This is a genomic window from Bacillus sp. MBGLi79 (assembly GCF_002953915.1).
Genome location: NZ_CP026521.1, coordinates 4,781,382 through 4,799,115 on the forward strand (window position 1 = coordinate 4,781,382; position 17,734 = coordinate 4,799,115).

General features: G+C 43.3%; 19 protein-coding genes. 4 read left to right on the forward strand and 15 right to left on the reverse strand.

Translation table 11 applies throughout. From position 1 onward, the window contains the following. The first annotated feature begins 183 nt into the window (after positions 1 to 183). Positions 184 to 2,253: a thioredoxin domain-containing protein gene (locus C1T29_RS24430; RefSeq protein WP_103749118.1), complete on the forward strand. Its 2,070-nt coding sequence runs from the start codon at positions 184 to 186 to the stop codon at positions 2,251 to 2,253. Here the strand turns inward: C1T29_RS24430 and C1T29_RS24435 are convergent. Next, positions 2,250 to 3,149 carry a CPBP family intramembrane glutamic endopeptidase gene (locus C1T29_RS24435; protein WP_103749117.1) on the reverse strand — a complete coding sequence of 300 codons (900 nt, stop codon included), beginning with the start codon at positions 3,147 to 3,149 and terminating at the stop codon, positions 2,250 to 2,252. The genes C1T29_RS24430 and C1T29_RS24435 overlap by 4 nt on opposite strands. 227 nt (positions 3,150 to 3,376) lie before the next feature. On the opposite strand from C1T29_RS24435, the gene C1T29_RS24440 reads away from it, so the two are divergent. Next, positions 3,377 to 4,732, forward strand: coding sequence for an MFS transporter (locus C1T29_RS24440; protein ID WP_103749116.1), 1,356 nt, complete (start codon positions 3,377 to 3,379; stop codon positions 4,730 to 4,732). A gap of 33 nt (positions 4,733 to 4,765) precedes the next feature. On the opposite strand, the gene C1T29_RS24445 is transcribed toward C1T29_RS24440, so the two are convergent. The 11 genes from C1T29_RS24445 to C1T29_RS24495 form a co-directional block, all read right to left on the reverse strand. Then, entirely contained in the window at positions 4,766 to 5,296 is a 531-nt protein-coding gene (locus tag C1T29_RS24445; RefSeq protein WP_231516529.1) for a sugar O-acetyltransferase, read from the reverse strand. A 41-nt stretch (positions 5,297 to 5,337) separates the two neighbouring features. Next, a complete protein-coding gene (locus tag C1T29_RS24450; protein WP_014666135.1) occupies positions 5,338 to 5,718 on the reverse strand; it encodes a VOC family protein in 381 nt (126 codons plus the stop codon). Positions 5,719 to 5,772: 54 nt separating this feature from the next. Next, positions 5,773 to 6,708 (reverse strand): transcriptional regulator CcpB, encoded by a 936-nt coding sequence (locus tag C1T29_RS24455; RefSeq protein WP_103749115.1) that lies wholly within the window; start codon positions 6,706 to 6,708, stop codon positions 5,773 to 5,775. 61 nt (positions 6,709 to 6,769) lie between these two features. Further along, positions 6,770 to 7,528: an exodeoxyribonuclease III gene (xth, locus tag C1T29_RS24460; RefSeq protein ID WP_103749114.1), complete on the reverse strand. Its 759-nt coding sequence runs from the start codon at positions 7,526 to 7,528 to the stop codon at positions 6,770 to 6,772. Between the two features lie 60 nt (positions 7,529 to 7,588). Then, positions 7,589 to 7,828 carry a 30S ribosomal protein S18 gene (rpsR, locus tag C1T29_RS24465; protein ID WP_003219224.1) on the reverse strand — a complete coding sequence of 80 codons (240 nt, stop codon included), beginning with the start codon at positions 7,826 to 7,828 and terminating at the stop codon, positions 7,589 to 7,591. 43 nt (positions 7,829 to 7,871) lie between these two features. Beyond that, positions 7,872 to 8,390 (reverse strand): single-stranded DNA-binding protein SsbA, encoded by a 519-nt coding sequence (gene ssbA / locus C1T29_RS24470; protein ID WP_003219228.1) that lies wholly within the window; start codon positions 8,388 to 8,390, stop codon positions 7,872 to 7,874. 40 nt (positions 8,391 to 8,430) lie between these two features. Next, on the reverse strand, positions 8,431 to 8,718 hold the full coding sequence (rpsF, locus tag C1T29_RS24475; protein WP_014115888.1) for a 30S ribosomal protein S6: 288 nt from the start codon (positions 8,716 to 8,718) through the stop codon (positions 8,431 to 8,433). 110 nt (positions 8,719 to 8,828) lie between these two features. Further along, positions 8,829 to 9,929, reverse strand: coding sequence for a redox-regulated ATPase YchF (gene ychF, locus C1T29_RS24480; RefSeq protein ID WP_014666140.1), 1,101 nt, complete (start codon positions 9,927 to 9,929; stop codon positions 8,829 to 8,831). A gap of 126 nt (positions 9,930 to 10,055) precedes the next feature. Then, a complete protein-coding gene (locus tag C1T29_RS24485; RefSeq protein WP_103749113.1) occupies positions 10,056 to 12,059 on the reverse strand; it encodes a molybdopterin-dependent oxidoreductase in 2,004 nt (667 codons plus the stop codon). A 50-nt stretch (positions 12,060 to 12,109) separates the two neighbouring features. Next, entirely contained in the window at positions 12,110 to 12,316 is a 207-nt protein-coding gene (locus C1T29_RS24490; RefSeq protein WP_003219236.1) for a DUF951 domain-containing protein, read from the reverse strand. Between the two features lie 93 nt (positions 12,317 to 12,409). After that, on the reverse strand, positions 12,410 to 13,426 hold the full coding sequence (locus C1T29_RS24495; RefSeq protein WP_103749112.1) for a YkvI family membrane protein: 1,017 nt from the start codon (positions 13,424 to 13,426) through the stop codon (positions 12,410 to 12,412). A gap of 440 nt (positions 13,427 to 13,866) precedes the next feature. On the opposite strand from C1T29_RS24495, the gene yyaC reads away from it, so the two are divergent. Then, entirely contained in the window at positions 13,867 to 14,484 is a 618-nt protein-coding gene (gene yyaC / locus C1T29_RS24500; protein WP_103749111.1) for a spore protease YyaC, read from the forward strand. 38 nt (positions 14,485 to 14,522) lie between these two features. Here the strand turns inward: yyaC and spo0J are convergent, their stop codons facing one another. Together spo0J and soj are read right to left on the reverse strand one after the other, a co-directional pair. Beyond that, complete coding sequence (spo0J, locus tag C1T29_RS24505) at positions 14,523 to 15,371, reverse strand: stage 0 sporulation protein Spo0J (protein ID WP_040081123.1); 849 nt, start codon at positions 15,369 to 15,371, stop codon at positions 14,523 to 14,525. Continuing rightward, positions 15,364 to 16,125: a sporulation initiation inhibitor protein Soj gene (gene soj / locus C1T29_RS24510; RefSeq protein ID WP_003219244.1), complete on the reverse strand. Its 762-nt coding sequence runs from the start codon at positions 16,123 to 16,125 to the stop codon at positions 15,364 to 15,366. The genes spo0J and soj overlap by 8 nt, the downstream gene beginning before the upstream one ends. A gap of 248 nt (positions 16,126 to 16,373) precedes the next feature. Here soj and C1T29_RS24515 point away from each other — a divergent pair, with 248 nt between their 5' ends. Continuing rightward, on the forward strand, positions 16,374 to 16,814 hold the full coding sequence (locus tag C1T29_RS24515) for a PH domain-containing protein (RefSeq protein ID WP_095430959.1): 441 nt from the start codon (positions 16,374 to 16,376) through the stop codon (positions 16,812 to 16,814). Between the two features lie 49 nt (positions 16,815 to 16,863). On the opposite strand, the gene noc is transcribed toward C1T29_RS24515, so the two are convergent. Then, positions 16,864 to 17,715, reverse strand: a complete 852-nt coding sequence (gene noc / locus C1T29_RS24520; RefSeq protein ID WP_014666147.1) for a nucleoid occlusion protein — start codon at positions 17,713 to 17,715, stop codon at positions 16,864 to 16,866. Positions 17,716 to 17,734 lie beyond the last annotated feature (19 nt).

Sequence of the window (17,734 nt, forward strand, 5' to 3'; positions counted from 1 at the left end):
AAGAACATAAAAATGCCATCGAGATGTATAAACATCATTTACCCGAAAGGATATAATTGTTTATAAGAATTCTTCTTCTATACTTAATGAAGCCTTTCACGAAATCATAAAAGAATAAAATACATTATATTATGGAAAAATAAATTCAAAATGATCATTTGTTTTATGAAAGAAGGTGATCCAATGCCAAATAATAGTACACCCAATAGATTAATCGCTGAGAAGTCTCCATATTTACTTCAACACGCTCACAACCCCGTGAAATGGTTCCCGTGGGGAGAAGAAGCCTTCGAAAAAGCAAAGCGCGAAAACAAGCCGATTCTTGTCAGCATCGGTTATTCGACTTGCCATTGGTGTCACGTCATGGCCCATGAAAGCTTTGAAGACGAAGAAATCGCGCGTCTTCTCAATGAACGGTTTGTGGCGATTAAAGTCGACCGGGAAGAACGGCCGGATGTGGATTCTGTTTATATGCGAATCTGCCAGCTGATGACCGGGCAGGGCGGCTGGCCGCTGAATGTATTTATTACGCCTGATCAAAAGCCGTTTTACGCGGGTACATATTTTCCAAAGACGAGTAAATTCAATCGTCCTGGTTTTGTTGATGTGCTCGAGCATCTGTCTGAGACGTTTGCGAACGACCGCGAGCATGTCGAGGATATTGCGGAGAACGCCGCTAAACATTTACAGACCAAAACAGCTGCAAAAACTGGTGAGGGCCTTAGCGAGTCAGCAATTCACCGGACATCCCAGCAGCTTGCCAGCGGGTTTGATACAATCTACGGCGGTTTCGGGCAGGCACCGAAGTTTCCGATGCCTCATATGCTGATGTATTTGCTTCGTTATTACCACAATACAGGGCAGGAGAATGCTTTATACAACGTGACGAAAACGCTGGACAGCATGGCAAATGGCGGCATTTACGACCATATCGGGTATGGGTTCGCCCGCTATTCAACCGATGACGAGTGGCTCGTACCCCATTTTGAAAAAATGCTGTACGACAATGCGCTGCTGCTGACCGCTTATACCGAATCCTATCAGGTCACGCAAAATAGCCGCTATAAAGAGATTTGTGAGCAGATCATTACGTTCATTCAGCGGGAAATGACCCATGAAGACGGAAGCTTTTTCTCCGCTTTAGATGCGGACACAGAAGGAGAAGAAGGAAAGTACTACGTATGGTCAAAGGAAGAGATTCTGAAAACGCTTGGAGACGAACTCGGAACGCTGTATTGCCAAGTGTATGACATCACTGAAGAAGGAAACTTTGAAGGCAAAAATATTCCGAACCTCATTCACACAAAGCGGGAACAAATCAAAGCGGATGCCGGGTTAACCGAAGAAGAGCTCCGCCTCAAGCTTGAGGACGCAAGACAACGGCTCTTGAAGACACGCGAAGAAAGAACCTATCCGCATGTCGATGATAAAGTGCTGACTTCATGGAACGCGCTGATGATCGCGGGTCTCGCCAAAGCAGCAAAGGTATTCCAGGAACGGAAATATCTCAGCTTAGCGCAAGACGCCATTACATTTATTGAAAAAAATTTAATCATCGACGGCCGTGTGATGGTCCGGTATCGAGACGGCGAAGTGAAAAACAAAGGCTTTATCGACGATTACGCTTTTCTCCTATGGGCCTATCTCGATCTCTATGAAGCTTCGTTTGATCTTTCTTATTTACAAAAAGCGAAGAAACTGACAGACGATATGATCAGCTTATTTTGGGATGAGGAGCATGGCGGATTCTATTTTTCCGGGCATGATGCAGAAGCCTTAATCGTACGGGAAAAAGAAGTGTACGACGGCGCCGTGCCTTCCGGAAACAGTGTGGCAGCCGTTCAGCTGCTTCATCTTGGACAAGTCACAGGCGACTTATCACTGATTGAAAAAGCAGAAACGATGTTTTCTGTATTCAAGCCGGATATCGACGCGTATCCGAGCGGCCATGCTTTCTTTATGCAAAGTGTGTTAAGGCATCTGATGCCTAAAAAAGAAATCGTAATTTTTGGCAGTGCAGACGACCCAGCCAGAAAACAAATCATAACGGAGCTCCAAAAAGCCTTTAAGCCCAACGACTCCATTCTGGTGGCAGAGCATCCCGAGCAATGCAAAGACATTGCACCATTTGCAGCAGAATACCGCATCATAGAAGGCAAAACAACCGTGTATATTTGTGAAAACTTCGCCTGCCAGCAGCCGACAACGAATATCGAAGAAGCCATCCAAACGTTAATAAGCAGCAGGGATTAAGACCCTTGCTGCTTACTTTTTGATTTCTTATGGTACCATAAAGCGATCCCCGCAAACACAAGGTTGACCGCAATCGTCAAGAAAGCCTCCCACATTGGGTTCCCCCGCGTAACGGTAAACAGAGAAGGAATTCCTCCATACACACTGTTTTTTTCTGTAATAAACATACACAAAAACATATTATTCGCGGCATGGGCGCCAAGTGATATTTCGATGCTTCCAGTTTTAATCGTGTAATAGGTCCACACAAAACCAAATGTTAAATACTCAATTCCTGCCCAGACAGCGCCGTTGTTCATTTCTGGATTCGCAAAATGCAATACGCCAAACAATCCTCCGACAATCAGTGTCAAAAATAGAGGGTTTTTCGTCAATCTCCCGAAAGCTTGAAGCAAAAATCCCCTGAAAAACAGTTCCTCAGCTGATGTCTGAATCGGAACCAAAATGAGGGCAGCCGCTAGCAGCCAGATAAATCGTGATGCATCAAAGGCTTGCATTGAATAATTGTCTGGATGAATCACAAAATCAATCAATTGTACGGCGATCATCAGCAAGAAATAAGCCATAAAACCAAAGGAAATTCTCCGCCAATTCATCTTTGAATTTGGTGTAATCACAGTTCGGAAAGGCCGCTTCAAAATAAAGCGCACAGCCAGCCAAACTCCCGGGATGGCGAATAAATAAATCACATGGGACAAATAAAGATCAACGAGAGGATCACTCAGCATAGCTTCATCCAAATCAAACGTGATATCGGGATTCACAATAACCGTGAACAATATAGCGAAAAGGTAAGCTATATTCCCGAATACATATAACCCTATCATCACCAAAAAAGCGAAAAAGTATCTCCACAGCGTATTGTTTCCTTCTATAGGACGGATAAATGAATTCATTCCTTCTATGTCTCTTCCTTTCAATGAGAATATCACTATATATTTGCATAAATTGGTCTATGAATCTACTGTTTTGGAAATTTTTTAAGCAAAATGTACGGAAAAAGTGCGAATTTAGTTCTCCCATCTAGTGATTTGAACTCTGTCGCCAATGAACCAGGATACTTATAATATTCCCAAGAGGGGAATTATCAGTCTTTTCTTACTACTTTAAAAGGGGGTTTTTTATGAATACGATCTTCAATCAGAAGAACGCACATCCTTTCTCAAACGCAGCGAATCGTTTAGACCGCCTTCCGATTTCACGCGTTCATTTCCAAGTGCTAACCGCTCTCGGCATTGTTTATTTCTTTGATCTCGCAGATTTATTTACCCTCAGCAATGTAGCACCGGCACTGATCGAGCATTGGGGCATTCCGCTTTCAACCATTGCCAACGTGACGGCGGCTTCATTTTTAGGCATGTTTTTAGGCGCTTCGCTGGGCGGACGGCTGTCCGATCGAATCGGCCGCAAAAAAGCCTTAAATCTATTTGTCTTTGTTTTTTCAATCGCATCGCTGTGTAATGCCGCGGCATGGGACATTCCATCTTTAATGACATTCCGTTTTCTCACCGGATTTGGCGTCGCAGCAGCCATGGTCATTACGAATAGCTATTTGGCGGAGTTTTTCCCTTCAAGTGTACGTGGAAAATATATTTCTTTTTGTGCCATGATTGGTTTGATCGGCGTCCCGATCACCAATATTGTGTCTGCCTTTGTCATTCCCCTCGGTTCATGGGGATGGAGGCTTGTATTTGTATGGGGTGCCGTCGGCCTTATTTATTTTTTCTTCATCCGCCGTCTGGAAGAGTCACCTCGCTGGCATGAAAATCGTGGTGAATATGCGAAGGCTGACGCGATCCTCAATCGAATTGAGACGCAGGTTGAACATGAGAAAGGCCAGCTTCCGGCACCGGCTCAGCCTAAAGCAAACAGTTCCGTTCAACAGCATGCCGGTTACGCAGGATTATTGAAAGGCAGAAACCTCAAAATCACTATTATTTTATCTGCTGTATGGATTTTTGAGACATTTGGGTTTTACGGATTTGCCTCATGGGTTCCAAGCCTGCTAAAAAGCAATGGCGTCACCATGGAAAATACATTGTGGTATAACGTATTGCATTCTGTCGGCGCTCCGCTGGGCGCACTGCTCGGCTCCATGATTTCTGAGAGATTTCAAAGAAAGTGGATTTTAGCTGCCAGCGCGTTTCTGACGGCCATCGCAGGGCTCTTATATGGCATGACTTTTATTCCCATCATGATCATTGTGTTTGGCTTTATCGTGAATATCACAGAACGGGTTTTCACGTCGAACTTATACGCCTATACATCTGAACCTTATCCGACTGAATACCGCTCGTCCGGCAGCGGATTAGCCTATGGTCTGGGCCGTTTTTCAAACATTTTCGGCTCATTGCTTGTCGGATTTATTGCTGTTCAGCTCGGCTATATCAGCGTCTTCTTATTTATAGGCGGCTGCTGGCTCGCATGCTCCTTGCTGTTAATCTTCTTCGGCCCTAATACCAATGCGAAACAAATTTAAAAAAGTCAGTGCGGAGCTGCCGCACTGATCTCTTTACAATTCCTTCAATATCCTCGCAGGGTTTCCGCCTACAACAGTGTTAGCGGGCACATCCTTAGTCACAACAGATCCTGAAGCAATCACCGCATTATCACCAATTGTCACTCCTGGGTTAATCACTGCCCGGCCTCCGATCCAAACTTGATCTCCAATTGTCACAGGCTTACCGAACTCCTTCCCGGACTTTCTTTCAATCGGATCGAGAGGATGGCCGGCCGTGTAGATATGTACACCTGGCGCAATCAAACAATGACGGCCGATACGCACCTCACACACATCTAAAATGACACAGTCAAAATTAACAAATGTGTGATCTCCGATATGAATATGATAGCCATAATCACAGCGAAATGTCGGCAGAATCGTGACTTGATCCCCAACCGAACCGAGCAGCTCCTTCAAAAGCTCTGTCCGCACTGCATCATCCTCTGGTGTTTCATTATATTGTCTAATCAGTTGTCTCGCATGCTTGCGTTCTAGTAATAGTTGTTGATCTTCCGGATTGTATAATTCGCCGGCTGCCATTTATTCTTTTTCTGTCCTCAGCATTCAAGTCACTCCAGATGTTAAATTGTAATTTCAATTAAGTTTCCTTCATCATCTTCAATCACACTTTCATAGTAGCCGTCTCCCGTTGTCCTTGGGCCGTTTACTACTGCGAAACCGTCCTTCTTCAATCGAACAGTCAGTTCATCAACCTTCTCCCGGCTTCCTACGGAAAAGGCAATGTGTGCCCAGCCTGTCATCGTTTGTGAAGGCGGATCAGTCACATTCCCTTTTTTCATAATCTCCAGCCTTGCTCCGGAATCAAACGTAATAAAATAAGATTTAAAATCCTTTTTCTCATTATGATACAAATCATTCGCTTTGCCATTAAAATACGTTTCATAAAAAGACTTCATTCGCTCTAAATCATTGACCCAGATCGCTGTATGTTCAATCCGCATGTCTTCTCCTCCTTTACCTTCAATGAAGTTATAACGTATGAAATGCATTTCAGTTCAAGCTTTTTTCTCAAAGTTATGCTGAATTTTGATATCAACGGGTTCATCCTGCAAAAAAAGAGAAAATGCGGCGGTGCCAAGCTGCTCAAGATTCAAATCGAGCGATGGAAATCCAAGAACACGGCTGATAGAAGTATTTCCCTCACCTATGATTTCAACATCCCAATTATTCTTCTGGGCAAATAGATGAATTCCAGCTGCCACTTCATCACTGTTTGCATAAATAGCAGTAGGAACCCGTTCGCTCGTATAAAAGTGCTCAGCTGCCCGCTCACCGTCATTCATATCATTACATCTAGGCAGCATATGGCGGTCTTCCAGCCTCCCGCAAACAGATTGATAGGCTGCAGCTTTATCAGCCGTGCTCGGGCTCCTGTCGGCTTCTCTGACGCATGTAAAAGCGATATTCTCATGTCCGCGGCTTTTTAGATAGCGAAAGCTTTCTGCATAAGCAGCTTTTCTGTCGTTATACGCACATCGGACATCAATGTCACCCGTTTCCTCACAAGCGATGATTGGCCCATATTCCTGATAAGCTAAAATCTTGTCCCAATGATTGGCGCGGGAAGTAATAATGAGGCCGTCAATTTTCTTTGTTTTTAACAGCTCTAAATATTTGATTTCAATAGCGGGGTTATAATTGGTGGGGAGGAGCGTCGTTGCATACTCATGCTGAAAAGCAGCCTTGGTGATTCCGTTCACGATTTTATCAAAGCAGGGATGATCGCTATAAGGCAGAATCATACCGACCGTATGGGTTTTCCCGCGAATGAGATCGATTGCGGTTCGATTTGGTGTATAATTCAATTCCTTCATGACTTGATGGACAAGCTTTCTCTTTTCTACAGACACATACGGATGATGATTCAATACACGCGAAACAGTTGAAACAGATACATTTGCCAGTCTTGCGATCTCTTTTATATTTGCCATCCTCTTTCTCCTTTTTCATATAAAAAAAAGCAGTAAGTGTAAAATCCTTACTGCTATCTCATCATATATTGATGATAAGTTCAACAGGACAATGGTCGGAACCCATGACATCCTTTGATATGCCGGCATCTTCAATCTGTTCCTTAAGGCTTTCAGAAACAACAAAATAATCAATGCGCCAGCCGATATTTCTGTCCCGGGCGCCGGCACGATACGACCACCAGGAATAAGCGCCTTCAAGATCAGGATAAACATGACGGAAGGAGTCAACAAAGCCAGCCTCTAATAAACAAGTGAATGCCCCTCTTTCTTGATCTGAAAAACCAGCGTTATTCCGGTTCGCCTTTGGATTTTTCAAATCAATCTCCTTATGGGCTACATTCAAATCACCGCATAAAATGACTGGTTTTTTCTCATCCAATTCAAGAATATAAGACAACAGAGCCTCTTCCCATTGCATGCGGTAATCGATTCGCTCTAATCCCCTTCTGGAATTTGGCGTGTAAACGGTCATCACAAACACGTTTTCAAATTCCAGCGTAATCACTCTGCCTTCTTGGTCATGCTCTTCTATTCCGATACCGTACATGACATGCAGCGGCTCTTGTTTAGAAAAAACAGCTGTGCCGGAATATCCTTTTTTCACTGCATAATTCCAATACACATGATAGCCTTCAGGCTGGAGATCAACCTGTCCGTCCTGTATCTTTGTTTCCTGAAGACATATGATATCTGCATCCTCTTCTTTCAGATAAGAGAGGAAATCCATTTTTCTCATCACAGCCCGCAGGCCGTTTACATTCCATGAAATCAGCTTCATGTTTCATCCCCCTATAAAAAAGAGCAAGAACCCGAAGGTCCTTGCTCTTTACGTATCAGCTTACTCACCGCTTACGTATGGAAGTAAAGCCATTTGACGTGCGCGTTTGATCGCTGCAGTCAATTTACGTTGGTATTTAGCGTTTGTTCCAGTTACACGACGTGGTAAAATTTTACCGCGCTCAGAAACAAACTTTTTAAGAAGATCTACATCTTTGTAGTCGATGTGCGTGATACCGTTAGAAGTGAAATAACACACTTTACGGCGTTTCGCACGACCGCCTCTGCGTCCTCCTGCCATTGTCATTTCCCTCCTTTCTTTTTCATTTTAGGCGATAATCACATTAGAATGGAAGATCGTCATCCGAGATGTCAATCGGTTTGCCATCGTTGGCAAATGGGTCATCATTAAAGCTGTTCCCCTGATTGCGTCTCTGGTTGTTTTGATTTCCCCCGAATGGATTATCATTTTGGCCTCCGCCAAAGTACTGGCCTCCGCCGCTGTTTCCTTCGTTGTATCCACCTGAACCAGAACCGCCGCCGTTTTTCGGCTCAAGAAATTGAACACTTTCAGCTTGGACCTCTGTCACGAAGACACGCTGTCCTTGCTGGTTTTCATAGTTTCTTGTTTGTAAACGGCCATCTACGCCTGCAAGGCTTCCTTTTTTCAAGAAGTTTGCAACGTTTTCGGCTTGTCTTCTCCAAGTGACACAATTAATGAAATCGGCCTCACGTTCTCCGGACTGGTTCGTAAATGTACGATTCACAGCAAGAGTAAACGTAGCAACAGCCGCACCGTTTGGCGTATAACGAAGCTCTGGGTCTTTTGTCAGTCTTCCGACTAATACAACTCGGTTAAGCATAAGAAAGACCACCTTTTACCATTATATATTTCAAAATTGCTTATTCTTCTTCTTTAACAACAATGTGGCGAATGATATCGTCACTGATCTTAGCTAGACGGTCAAATTCTTGAACTGCCGCAGCATCAGCTTGAACGTTTAAGATTTGGTAGAAACCGTCGCGGAAATCGTTGATTTCGTAAGCAAGACGACGTTTACCCCAATCCTTTGTTCCAGTGATCTCCGCACCGTTAGAAGTCAGAACGTTGTTGAAACGCTCGATAACTGCTTTTTTAGACTCATCGTCAATGTTTGGGCGGATAATGTACATAACTTCGTACTTTCTCATCTGTTTGCACCTCCTTTTGGACTAAGCGGCCCATAATGGGCAAGGAGCAATAATTCTATTACTCACAATTTTATATTATACCAAAGCTCTTGTCCCTTTACAACTGCATCCTAAACATTAAATCGGAAATGAATAACATCTCCGTCTTGAACCACATATTCTTTCCCTTCGAGGCGGACTTTTCCTGCTTCTTTGGCTCCTGCCATACCGCCGCCCGCAAGAAGATCCTCATAAGCAACTGTCTCAGCGCGAATGAAGCCTCGCTCAAAGTCACTATGAATAATTCCTGCACACTCAGGGGCTTTCATGCCTTTTTTGAATGTCCAAGCTCTGACTTCCTGTTCTCCCGCTGTGAAGTATGTTGCAAGGCCAAGAAGAGAGTAAGACGCTTTGATCAGCTGATCAAGACCTGATTCTTGAATGCCCAGCTCTTCCAAGAACATTTGCTTTTCTTCGCCTTCAAGCTCAGCAATTTCGGATTCGATTTTCGCACACACAACGATTACTTCTGCGTTTTCGCCTGCAGCGTACTCGCGAATCTTCGCTACATTTTCATTGCCAGATGGATCAGCCACTTCATCTTCACTTACATTGGCCACATACAAAATAGGCTTCGAAGTCAGTAAATGGAGTTGCTTCACAAGCTTTTGCTGCTCTTCAGTGAATTCTACAGATCGAGCAGGCTTTTCGCTCTCAAACGCTTCTTTCAGTTTAGATAAAATCTCAAACTCATATACAGCGTCTTTATCTTTTTGTTTCGCAAGCTTGCTGACGCGTGTAATCCGCTTTTCAACCGTTTCCATATCGGCGAGGATCAGCTCAAGGTTGATCGTTTCAATGTCATCAATCGGATCAACTTTTCCGGAAACGTGTGTAATGTTGTCATCGGAAAAAGCACGGACAACGTGGCAAATCGCGTCAACCTGGCGAATATGGGATAGGAATTTGTTACCGAGTCCTTCTCCTTTAGATGCGCCTTTTACAATCCCTGCAATATCAGTAAATTCAAAAGCAGTCGGCACAGTCTTCTTCGGGTTGACCAGCTCAGTAAGCTTTTGCAGACGATCATCAGGTACTTCTACAATTCCCACGTTCGGATCAATCGTACAGAACGGGTAGTTCGCTGATTCGGCACCGGCCTGTGTAATTGCGTTAAATAGTGTTGACTTCCCGACGTTCGGCAAACCAACAATTCCAGCTGTTAAAGCCATTCTTTCATCTCCTCTATATAAAACCGTCATTGTATGAACGTATTTTGAACCTAGAGCAATTATAAGGAGGTTCACTGGAAAAGACAAGCTGACAAAAAAGCATTTTCAGCCTGCCAATCCCTTTGATTATGCTTTTTTCAAGCCTACTAAACAGTCAAAAAGCGTACTTCCCATTCCATTATCAGAATTTGTATCATTTGTCAGTGCATTGACTGAACCTCCAAAAGCCGCCCACATGCCTTCATCTATATTAATCGTCTTCGCATGAGCCTGCTTCATCACTTTCACCGTTCCCTTCAAGCGTCCGCGGTCATTAAAGATGACAACCTCGTCTCCATCCTGAAGATCCTGCTCAGCCGCTATATCTGGAGAAATATCGACCTGAACGTGCTGAAGCTTTTCAATAAACGGCACATGCTGTGAATGGTTGGAACGCTGCGGATGAATGGACAACAGCGTATAAGGATACTTTCCAGCTAACGCCTCATTATGGAAAACAGATTCTTCGGGCACATTTAATTGAAGCAAGCCGCTAAACCCTTTTTGCTCAGCTAGTGACGAAGTAAATTCAAATTTCCCGCTCGGTGTCAAAAACTCATAGTCATCCCACGGAACCTGCTTGACCGGAAGAGGGAGGTGGCCTTTTTCTTTTAAACGCTCAAGTGTCACACCTTCTGCTTCCAATGAAGAAAGCCCCATCTCTAGAAATTCTTCAGTACTGTGCTCAAAAAGCTCGCCAAACCCAAGGCGTTTTGCAAGCTCTGACCAGATCCAGCTGTCCGACTTCGCTTCACCCTGGGGCTCCACAAGTTTTTTTCCGTACTGAACATAGTGGTGATACATACTGGAATAGTAGATATCCTCTTCTTCAAAAACAGTGGCAGTCGGCAAAACATAATCACACAGCTTTGCGGTATCCGTCATAATGGAATCAATGGCTACCGTCATTGGAACCTTTTCAAAAGCTTGTCTGACTTTATTTGTATTCGGCACCTGAGTCAGCGGATTTCCGCACGTCACAATCATCATCTCAATCGCAGGATCAGCAGCGGTCAACACCTCTTCAGCCTGCGTCATCATTGAAAATGAACGTGATGCTGTTTTTAATTCCGGCAGCGTCAGCTTTGTTTTTGCAAAGCTCTCGCCAATCTGGACATTTCCGAAATTCGCGCCGCCGCCCTTAATTCCGACATTTCCGCTTGCCGCAACGAGTGCATCAATCCAGCGGATCGTTCCGCCGCCGTTTTTATATCGCTGCATGCCTAGCCCCATAAAAGTAGAAACCGGACCATCAGCATACAAACCGGCCAAATACTCCAGCTCCTCCATAGAAGTTTCTGTTTTCACAATAAACTCTTCCAGAGAAACAGTTTTCAATAGCTCTTTCACATCATCAAAACCGACAGAGCGCTCAGAAATAAACGTTTCATCCGTTCTTCCCGTCTCAATCAGAACCTTCAAAACAGCAGCCGCAAGCCAGCCATCCATTCCCGGCTTAACAGAGATATAGCGGTCGGCAAGCTTAGCAGTCGGATTGAAGATCGGATCAATCACCGTAATCGTGGCGCCCTTCTTTTTCACCTGCTGCAAGTGATGGTATAAGTGCATATTTGTTCTGGATACATTTCTTCCCCACACAACAACATGCTTGCTGTTGTAAATATCAAGCGGGCCGTGCCCGTACGAACGGCCAAAATCCCAGCTTTGCGCCTCGATGCCGGAGCCCCAGCATATGCTTCCGACGATTTCAGTCACACCGCCATATCCATTAAAAAAACGCTGATCAAGCGCTTTTAACAAACCATTATTCGCATAATCATGGCTGTGCAAAACAGCAGTCGTCTCCGACGTTTCCTTGATCTCCCGAAGTTTATCGGCAATTTCATCAAGTGCCTGCTCCCAGGAAATCCGTACAAACTCGCCATTTTGTTTTTTCATCGGATAGCGAAGCCGATCAGGCGAATTTGTTTTTGTCTCAAGCATTCTGCCGCGGCCGCAGATTTTGCCCTCCGTAATCGGATGGTTTGGATCCCCGTCCACTTTCGTTACCTTTCCGTCTTCAACAGTCACCAAAAAGCCGCAGCTGTCCCAACAATTCAGCGGACATGCCGACTGATGCACTTTGCTCATCGCCGTCTTCTCCTTACCTTCTATATGAAAAAGCATGAGTGTCGGCCTATTTATGAAGTAGGCTCCTCATGCTTGACTAATACTTTTTTTAGTTTTCTTTCAAATTCTTTTCTCGGAATCATAACACTGTGAGAGCATCCCTCACACTTAATACGAATATCCATTCCCATGCGTATAATTTTCCAGCTGTTCGCTCCACATGGATGCGGTTTTTTCATTTCTACGATATCATTCAGGCCAAAGTCTTTATCCGCCAAGACCCTTCACCTCTTTTCATAAACTGCTGTATCTATTGTACAAAAAAACTGATCATAAGAGCAATCAAGATACTTGAAAAGAAATACATCCTCTTATTTCCATTTACTTAAAATAGGATATAAGAGAAGACAAACTAACAAATACAAATTTAACATCCCGTATATCGGATACAAAAACGCGATCAAATCAGAAAATCCGAAAGAAGTAAAAGGTACCATTAACATTAACAAAATCAACACAATCAACCATCTCGGCATATGAACAAACCCCATCAGCCGGCTGGACAGCCCCAGCAATCCCGCTACCGTCGTCGTGTAAATGGCTAGACACAGCACCGCCGTCATACATAAAAAAAGGACATAAGGCGCACCCTCCAAAACGGCAAACAGCGGTATTTCAAACTGAGAAAGGGAGCCCGCCAGCTCCACTAACGTTTCATTATAAACAAATGAGATCACGCCAAAAATGAGACCGCTTGCCACACTTGCGATTTTCGCTTCTCCGAGTCCTTTCATCTCTTTCCCTACAGAGGATAAAATCGCAACAACTGAAAGGATGTTTAAAGAGGTAAACGTGATGCTCGAAGGCCAGTTATACTGCTTAGACAAGTCAATCGTCCACGTATGGTGATGTGTGCTCTGAAAAGAGATCAGCGCATATAAAAGCCCCGCTACTAACACAGGAATCAAAATACTATTTATAGATAAAATTCCTTTCACATCCCACAAAAACAAACACACTGTTACGGTGCAAATCAGTGCGATTCCCCACCAGAAAGGAAGCTTGTACATCTGCAGGGTCACACCGCCTCCGGCAATCATCACCATAGTTGTCGAAAACAAATAAAAAATGATGAGAACATCATAAATTTTCGCCAGCCACGGCCCCATTAAATGCTCCAGAACCGGCAAAAAATGAGTGGATTGAACCTTAAAACTGATTTTCATCACAATATAAGACGAGAACATGAACATGATTGTAAACAGCACAATAGCAAGTCCGCTTTCCGCCCCAAAAAACTGCCAAATCTCCTGACCGCTCGCATATCCGGCCCCGATCAGGCTCCCTAATATGAGCAGCATCCACTTCATTCCGGCTCTCCACAACATCATCACCTCATAGACAAAGATCAGCTTGTTTCCGTTATTGTTACTATATAAATAAAAGAAGGTAAAAATGACATATTTTCATAGACATTTGAACACAAGCTGAAATTATCATCCGAAATACTCATAAAAAAGACTGCTGATGCAGGCAGTCTAAAAAATATCATTTTGTCCGCGGAATGTAGGAATGAACCTCATTAACCATTCCTATCTATAAAGTGTTTTGTAAGCAGACCATAGCTTGATCATGATCGAGGCAATGGGGGACAATATTTGTAATTCACCCACTAACCATTCATATCATAACCTCTACTTTTTAAAATCTCCGGTGTCATACACAAAGCATAAAAAACCGTACTGCTGGATATACTGTAAACAACCTTACATAACGAAACACACACCATAGCAATTCTGTTACCTACTATAACAAGGAAGTGAAACCTATGAATCGAAAAGGCGGGCTTTTTTCCTCTCAGGAAGGAGTAAAACAATATGTTTCACATACAGATGCAGCTGCAGCAAAGCAAATCCAAACCATTCTTTCTTCATCCTTACGTAAAGCTGCCGGCAAACCAATTGTCGTGGTTTGTATCGGAACAGACCGTTCAACCGGTGATTCATTGGGCCCGCTCGTAGGAATGAAACTCAAACAGATGCGGCTCACCAGATTCCATATCTACGGAACCTTATCTGACCCCGTCCATGCTGTGAACATGAAGGACAAAATCAGTAACATTCATAAATTACATAAAAACCCATTTATTATAGCGGTCGATGCATGCTTAGGCCGCGTTAAGAGTGTGGGTTCATTTCAAATCGGAGACGGGCCATTAAAGCCTGGAGCCGGTGTGCAAAAAGACCTTCCTGAAGTGGGAGATCTTCATATTAACGGAATCGTGAATGTGAGCGGTTTCATGGAGTATTTTGTATTGCAAAACACAAGACTCAACTTGGTCATGAATATGGCCAATGTTCTCGCGGAAGGATTGAGTTTAACAGATCGGACAGAGTGGAGGCAAGAACGCCTGAACCCGCTGCAAAGGCTCACTGGGCGCATATAAAACAAAAACCATCTTCGTTTGAAAGATGGTCTTTTCATTTATGATTCTCGTTCAGATAAAAGCTCTAAAATCCGGTCAAGGTCTTCATTAGAGAAAAATTCAATTTCGATTTTGCCTTTTTTCTTCTGTCTTTTAATATTAACTGTTGTTCCAAAATAATTTTGGAGATAGGATTCCCGTTCTTTTAGAACCGCATCTTTCACAGGTTCTTTTTTCTTTGTTTCACGTGGAACATTCTGATTTAACTGCTGAATCAGCTGCTCAAGCTGGCGAACATTAAGCTGCTCCGCAATCACTTTTTGTACAAGCGGTTCAAGCTTATTTTTGTTTTTTAAGCCAAGAAGCGTGCGTCCATGTCCCATAGAAAGCGTACCTTCAGCAATAAGCTGCTGAATATTTTCTGGCAGTGTCAGCAGTCTTAAATGATTCGCAATATGCGGTCTGCTTTTCCCAAGACGTTTGGCAAGCTGCTCTTGCGTGAGATCTAAGTGTTTCAGCAAAGAGTCATATGCCTGTGCCTCTTCAAGCGGAGATAAATCTTCGCGCTGAAGGTTTTCTAATAAAGCAATTTCCCTCATTAACGCCTCTGATAATTCACGGACAATCGCGGGAACTGTCTCTAAACCCGCCAGCTTTGCTGCCCGAAAACGCCGTTCCCCCGCAACAATATCATAGCCTTTTAAAGATTTTCTGACGATAAGCGGCTGAAGAATGCCATGCTGCAGCACTGATTCTTTAAGTTCAGCTAATGCCTCGTCATCAAAGTGTTTTCTTGGCTGATAAGGATTAGGGCGTAAATCGGCAATTTTAATTTCTTCAACTGTCTCTTCAGACAAATCGACCTGATTAAATAACGCATTAATCCCTTTTCCAAGGCCTTTAGCCATTCGCAGCCACTTCCTTTGCTAAATCTAAATATACTTCCGCACCTCTTGACCGCGGATCGTATAAAATGATGGGTTTTCCGTGACTCGGTGCCTCACTCAGACGGACATTACGCGGAATAACTGTCTTATATACTTTATCTCTAAAATACTTTTTAACCTCTTCAATCACTTGAATGCCAAGGTTTGTCCGAGCATCAAGCATTGTCAGCAATACACCTTCAATCATTAAATCAGTATTCAAATGCTTTTGCACAAGACGTACTGTATTTAATAACTGGCTGAGCCCCTCCAAGGCATAATATTCGCACTGTACAGGAATCACAACGGAATCCGAGGCAGTAAGGGCATTAATCGTCAGCAGACCCAATGACGGCGGACAATCAATGATAATGTAATCATAATTTTGCTTTACTGCTTCAAGTGCTCTCTTCAATCTCACTTCTCTTGAAATTGTAGGAACCAGCTCAATCTCAGCCCCGGCAAGCTGAATCGTCGCAGGGATCACGTCCAAGTTCTCGACTGTCGTTGCTTTAATAATATCTATAACATCTGCATCATCTACTAAAATATCGTACACACACTGCTCTACATCGGCTTTTTCAATCCCTAATCCGCTTGTCGCATTTCCCTGCGGATCAATATCTACCAGCAGAACCCTTTTCCCTATGTAAGCCAAACATGCCCCAAGGTTGACAGACGTCGTTGTTTTGCCGACCCCGCCTTTTTGGTTCGTAATTGCTATGATTTTTCCCACGATGTCACCTACTTTCACATGAACATGTACTATCTTGCTTCTATTCTATCAAAAAAAGATTAAAGCGTTTCATTTTTTTCATCATTTTGTTCCGAATCAGAAGGGAAATAATTGAAAATTCAAGTACGCTTTATGCTTTCTCTTATAAATTCTACAATTTCTATGTTTTTTTGACTTAAAAAAGGAATTTCTTTAAGAAAAAAAGAAGAAGTCACAGTAACAGAACGTGGAAACAGGACGGTGAGAAAATGGTTTATCAAACAAAGAGAGATGTACCCGTTACGCTGATGATTGTGTTTCTCATATTACTGATACAAGCAGATGCCATTGTTCCTTTTGTGCTGGGAAATATGAAAGTTTCGGGCTGGGTCATTTTTATTCTGCTGACTCTTTTAAACGGACTCATTATATGGAGCTTTATTGATTTGAAATATGTATTGAAGGAGCACCACCTGATCATTAAAGCCGGACTGATCAAACATCAAATTCCTTACGAAAAAATCGATAAAGTGATCCAAAAAAAGAATCTGTGGTCAGGTTTCCGTTTAATCGGCTCTCGTCATGCCATCACGGTATACTATCAGGGAGGATGGGGACATGCAGTGATTTCACCGCAAAATACTGAAGAATTTATCCACAAGCTCAAAGAAAAGAATTCTAATATAATATTTTTCACTAAAAGTAATTAATTTCCTTTTCAATGAATATAAAAAGCTCTCCTGCTTTTCAGGAGAGCTTTTATTTTGGTATGCGAATCGTTAATTGAATATATTCTTCAAATTCTTCTTCTTCCGTATTCAATTTTACACCACTGTCCTCCACCATTGATAGTGACTGGCGAATCGTGTTCATCGCAATTCTTGTATCTCTGCTGAACGCTTTGCGTCTCGGCTTTGGCTTTCTCTGGCCTTGCTCCAGCATTTTCACCACGCGGTCTTCCGTCTGCTTTACATTTAAACTTTTCTCAATAATCTCTGTGAGCAGTGTGACTTGGAGCTCAGGCTGTTTCAGCGGAATCAGCGCTCTGGCATGACGCTCGGTGATTTTCTTCTCCATAATCGCGTCTTGGACTGGCTGAGGCAGCTTTAATAACCGGAGCTTATTTGCAATTGTAGACTGCCCTTTTCCTAAACGCTGTGCGAGTGCCTCCTGTGTTAAATCATGCAGCTCAAGCAGCCTAGCATAAGCATGGGCTTCCTCAATAGAAGACAATTCTTCCCGCTGCAAGTTTTCAATTAACGCCACAGAAGCGGTTTCCGTGTCGGAAAAATCCTTAATAATCGCCGGAATCTTTTCCCACTCAAGCGATTGCACCGCTCTCCAGCGTCTTTCACCTGCAATGAGTTCGTATTGGCCTTCTTCTTCTGTATGCCTAACAACAATCGGCTGAATAATGCCGTGTGTATGAATGGTCATTGCTAACTCTTTGATTTTTTCATCTGAGAAAATGGTGCGTGGCTGAAAACGGTTGGGAACGATAGCATTTACCGGTATTTCCAGAATCTCTTCTTTGTTTGTATCATGTTCAGCAATCTCCGGCTCCTGTTCCTTCTCACCAAGCCCGAAGAAACGAGAGAATGAATGCTTCATGTACCTACACCACCTTTAA

Coding starts and splice junctions, on each gene's coding strand:
- spo0J (WP_040081123.1), bottom strand. CDS start 15,371: ATGGCTAAAGGCCTTGGAAAAGGGATTAATGCGTTATTTAATCAGGTC.
- rpsR (WP_003219224.1), bottom strand. CDS start 7,828: ATGGCAGGAGGACGCAGAGGCGGTCGTGCGAAACGCCGTAAAGTGTGT.
- C1T29_RS24515 (WP_095430959.1), top strand. CDS start 16,374: ATGGTTTATCAAACAAAGAGAGATGTACCCGTTACGCTGATGATTGTG.
- yyaC (WP_103749111.1), top strand. CDS start 13,867: ATGAATCGAAAAGGCGGGCTTTTTTCCTCTCAGGAAGGAGTAAAACAA.
- C1T29_RS24430 (WP_103749118.1), top strand. CDS start 184: ATGCCAAATAATAGTACACCCAATAGATTAATCGCTGAGAAGTCTCCA.
- C1T29_RS24440 (WP_103749116.1), top strand. CDS start 3,377: ATGAATACGATCTTCAATCAGAAGAACGCACATCCTTTCTCAAACGCA.
- C1T29_RS24485 (WP_103749113.1), bottom strand. CDS start 12,059: ATGAGCAAAGTGCATCAGTCGGCATGTCCGCTGAATTGTTGGGACAGC.
- ychF (WP_014666140.1), bottom strand. CDS start 9,929: ATGGCTTTAACAGCTGGAATTGTTGGTTTGCCGAACGTCGGGAAGTCA.
- ssbA (WP_003219228.1), bottom strand. CDS start 8,390: ATGCTTAACCGAGTTGTATTAGTCGGAAGACTGACAAAAGACCCAGAG.
- xth (WP_103749114.1), bottom strand. CDS start 7,528: ATGAAGCTGATTTCATGGAATGTAAACGGCCTGCGGGCTGTGATGAGA.
- C1T29_RS24455 (WP_103749115.1), bottom strand. CDS start 6,708: ATGGCAAATATAAAAGAGATCGCAAGACTGGCAAATGTATCTGTTTCA.
- C1T29_RS24445 (WP_231516529.1), bottom strand. CDS start 5,296: ATGGCAGCCGGCGAATTATACAATCCGGAAGATCAACAACTATTACTA.
- C1T29_RS24435 (WP_103749117.1), bottom strand. CDS start 3,149: ATGAATTCATTTATCCGTCCTATAGAAGGAAACAATACGCTGTGGAGA.
- rpsF (WP_014115888.1), bottom strand. CDS start 8,718: ATGAGAAAGTACGAAGTTATGTACATTATCCGCCCAAACATTGACGAT.
- C1T29_RS24450 (WP_014666135.1), bottom strand. CDS start 5,718: ATGCGGATTGAACATACAGCGATCTGGGTCAATGATTTAGAGCGAATG.
- C1T29_RS24495 (WP_103749112.1), bottom strand. CDS start 13,426: ATGTTGTGGAGAGCCGGAATGAAGTGGATGCTGCTCATATTAGGGAGC.
- noc (WP_014666147.1), bottom strand. CDS start 17,715: ATGAAGCATTCATTCTCTCGTTTCTTCGGGCTTGGTGAGAAGGAACAG.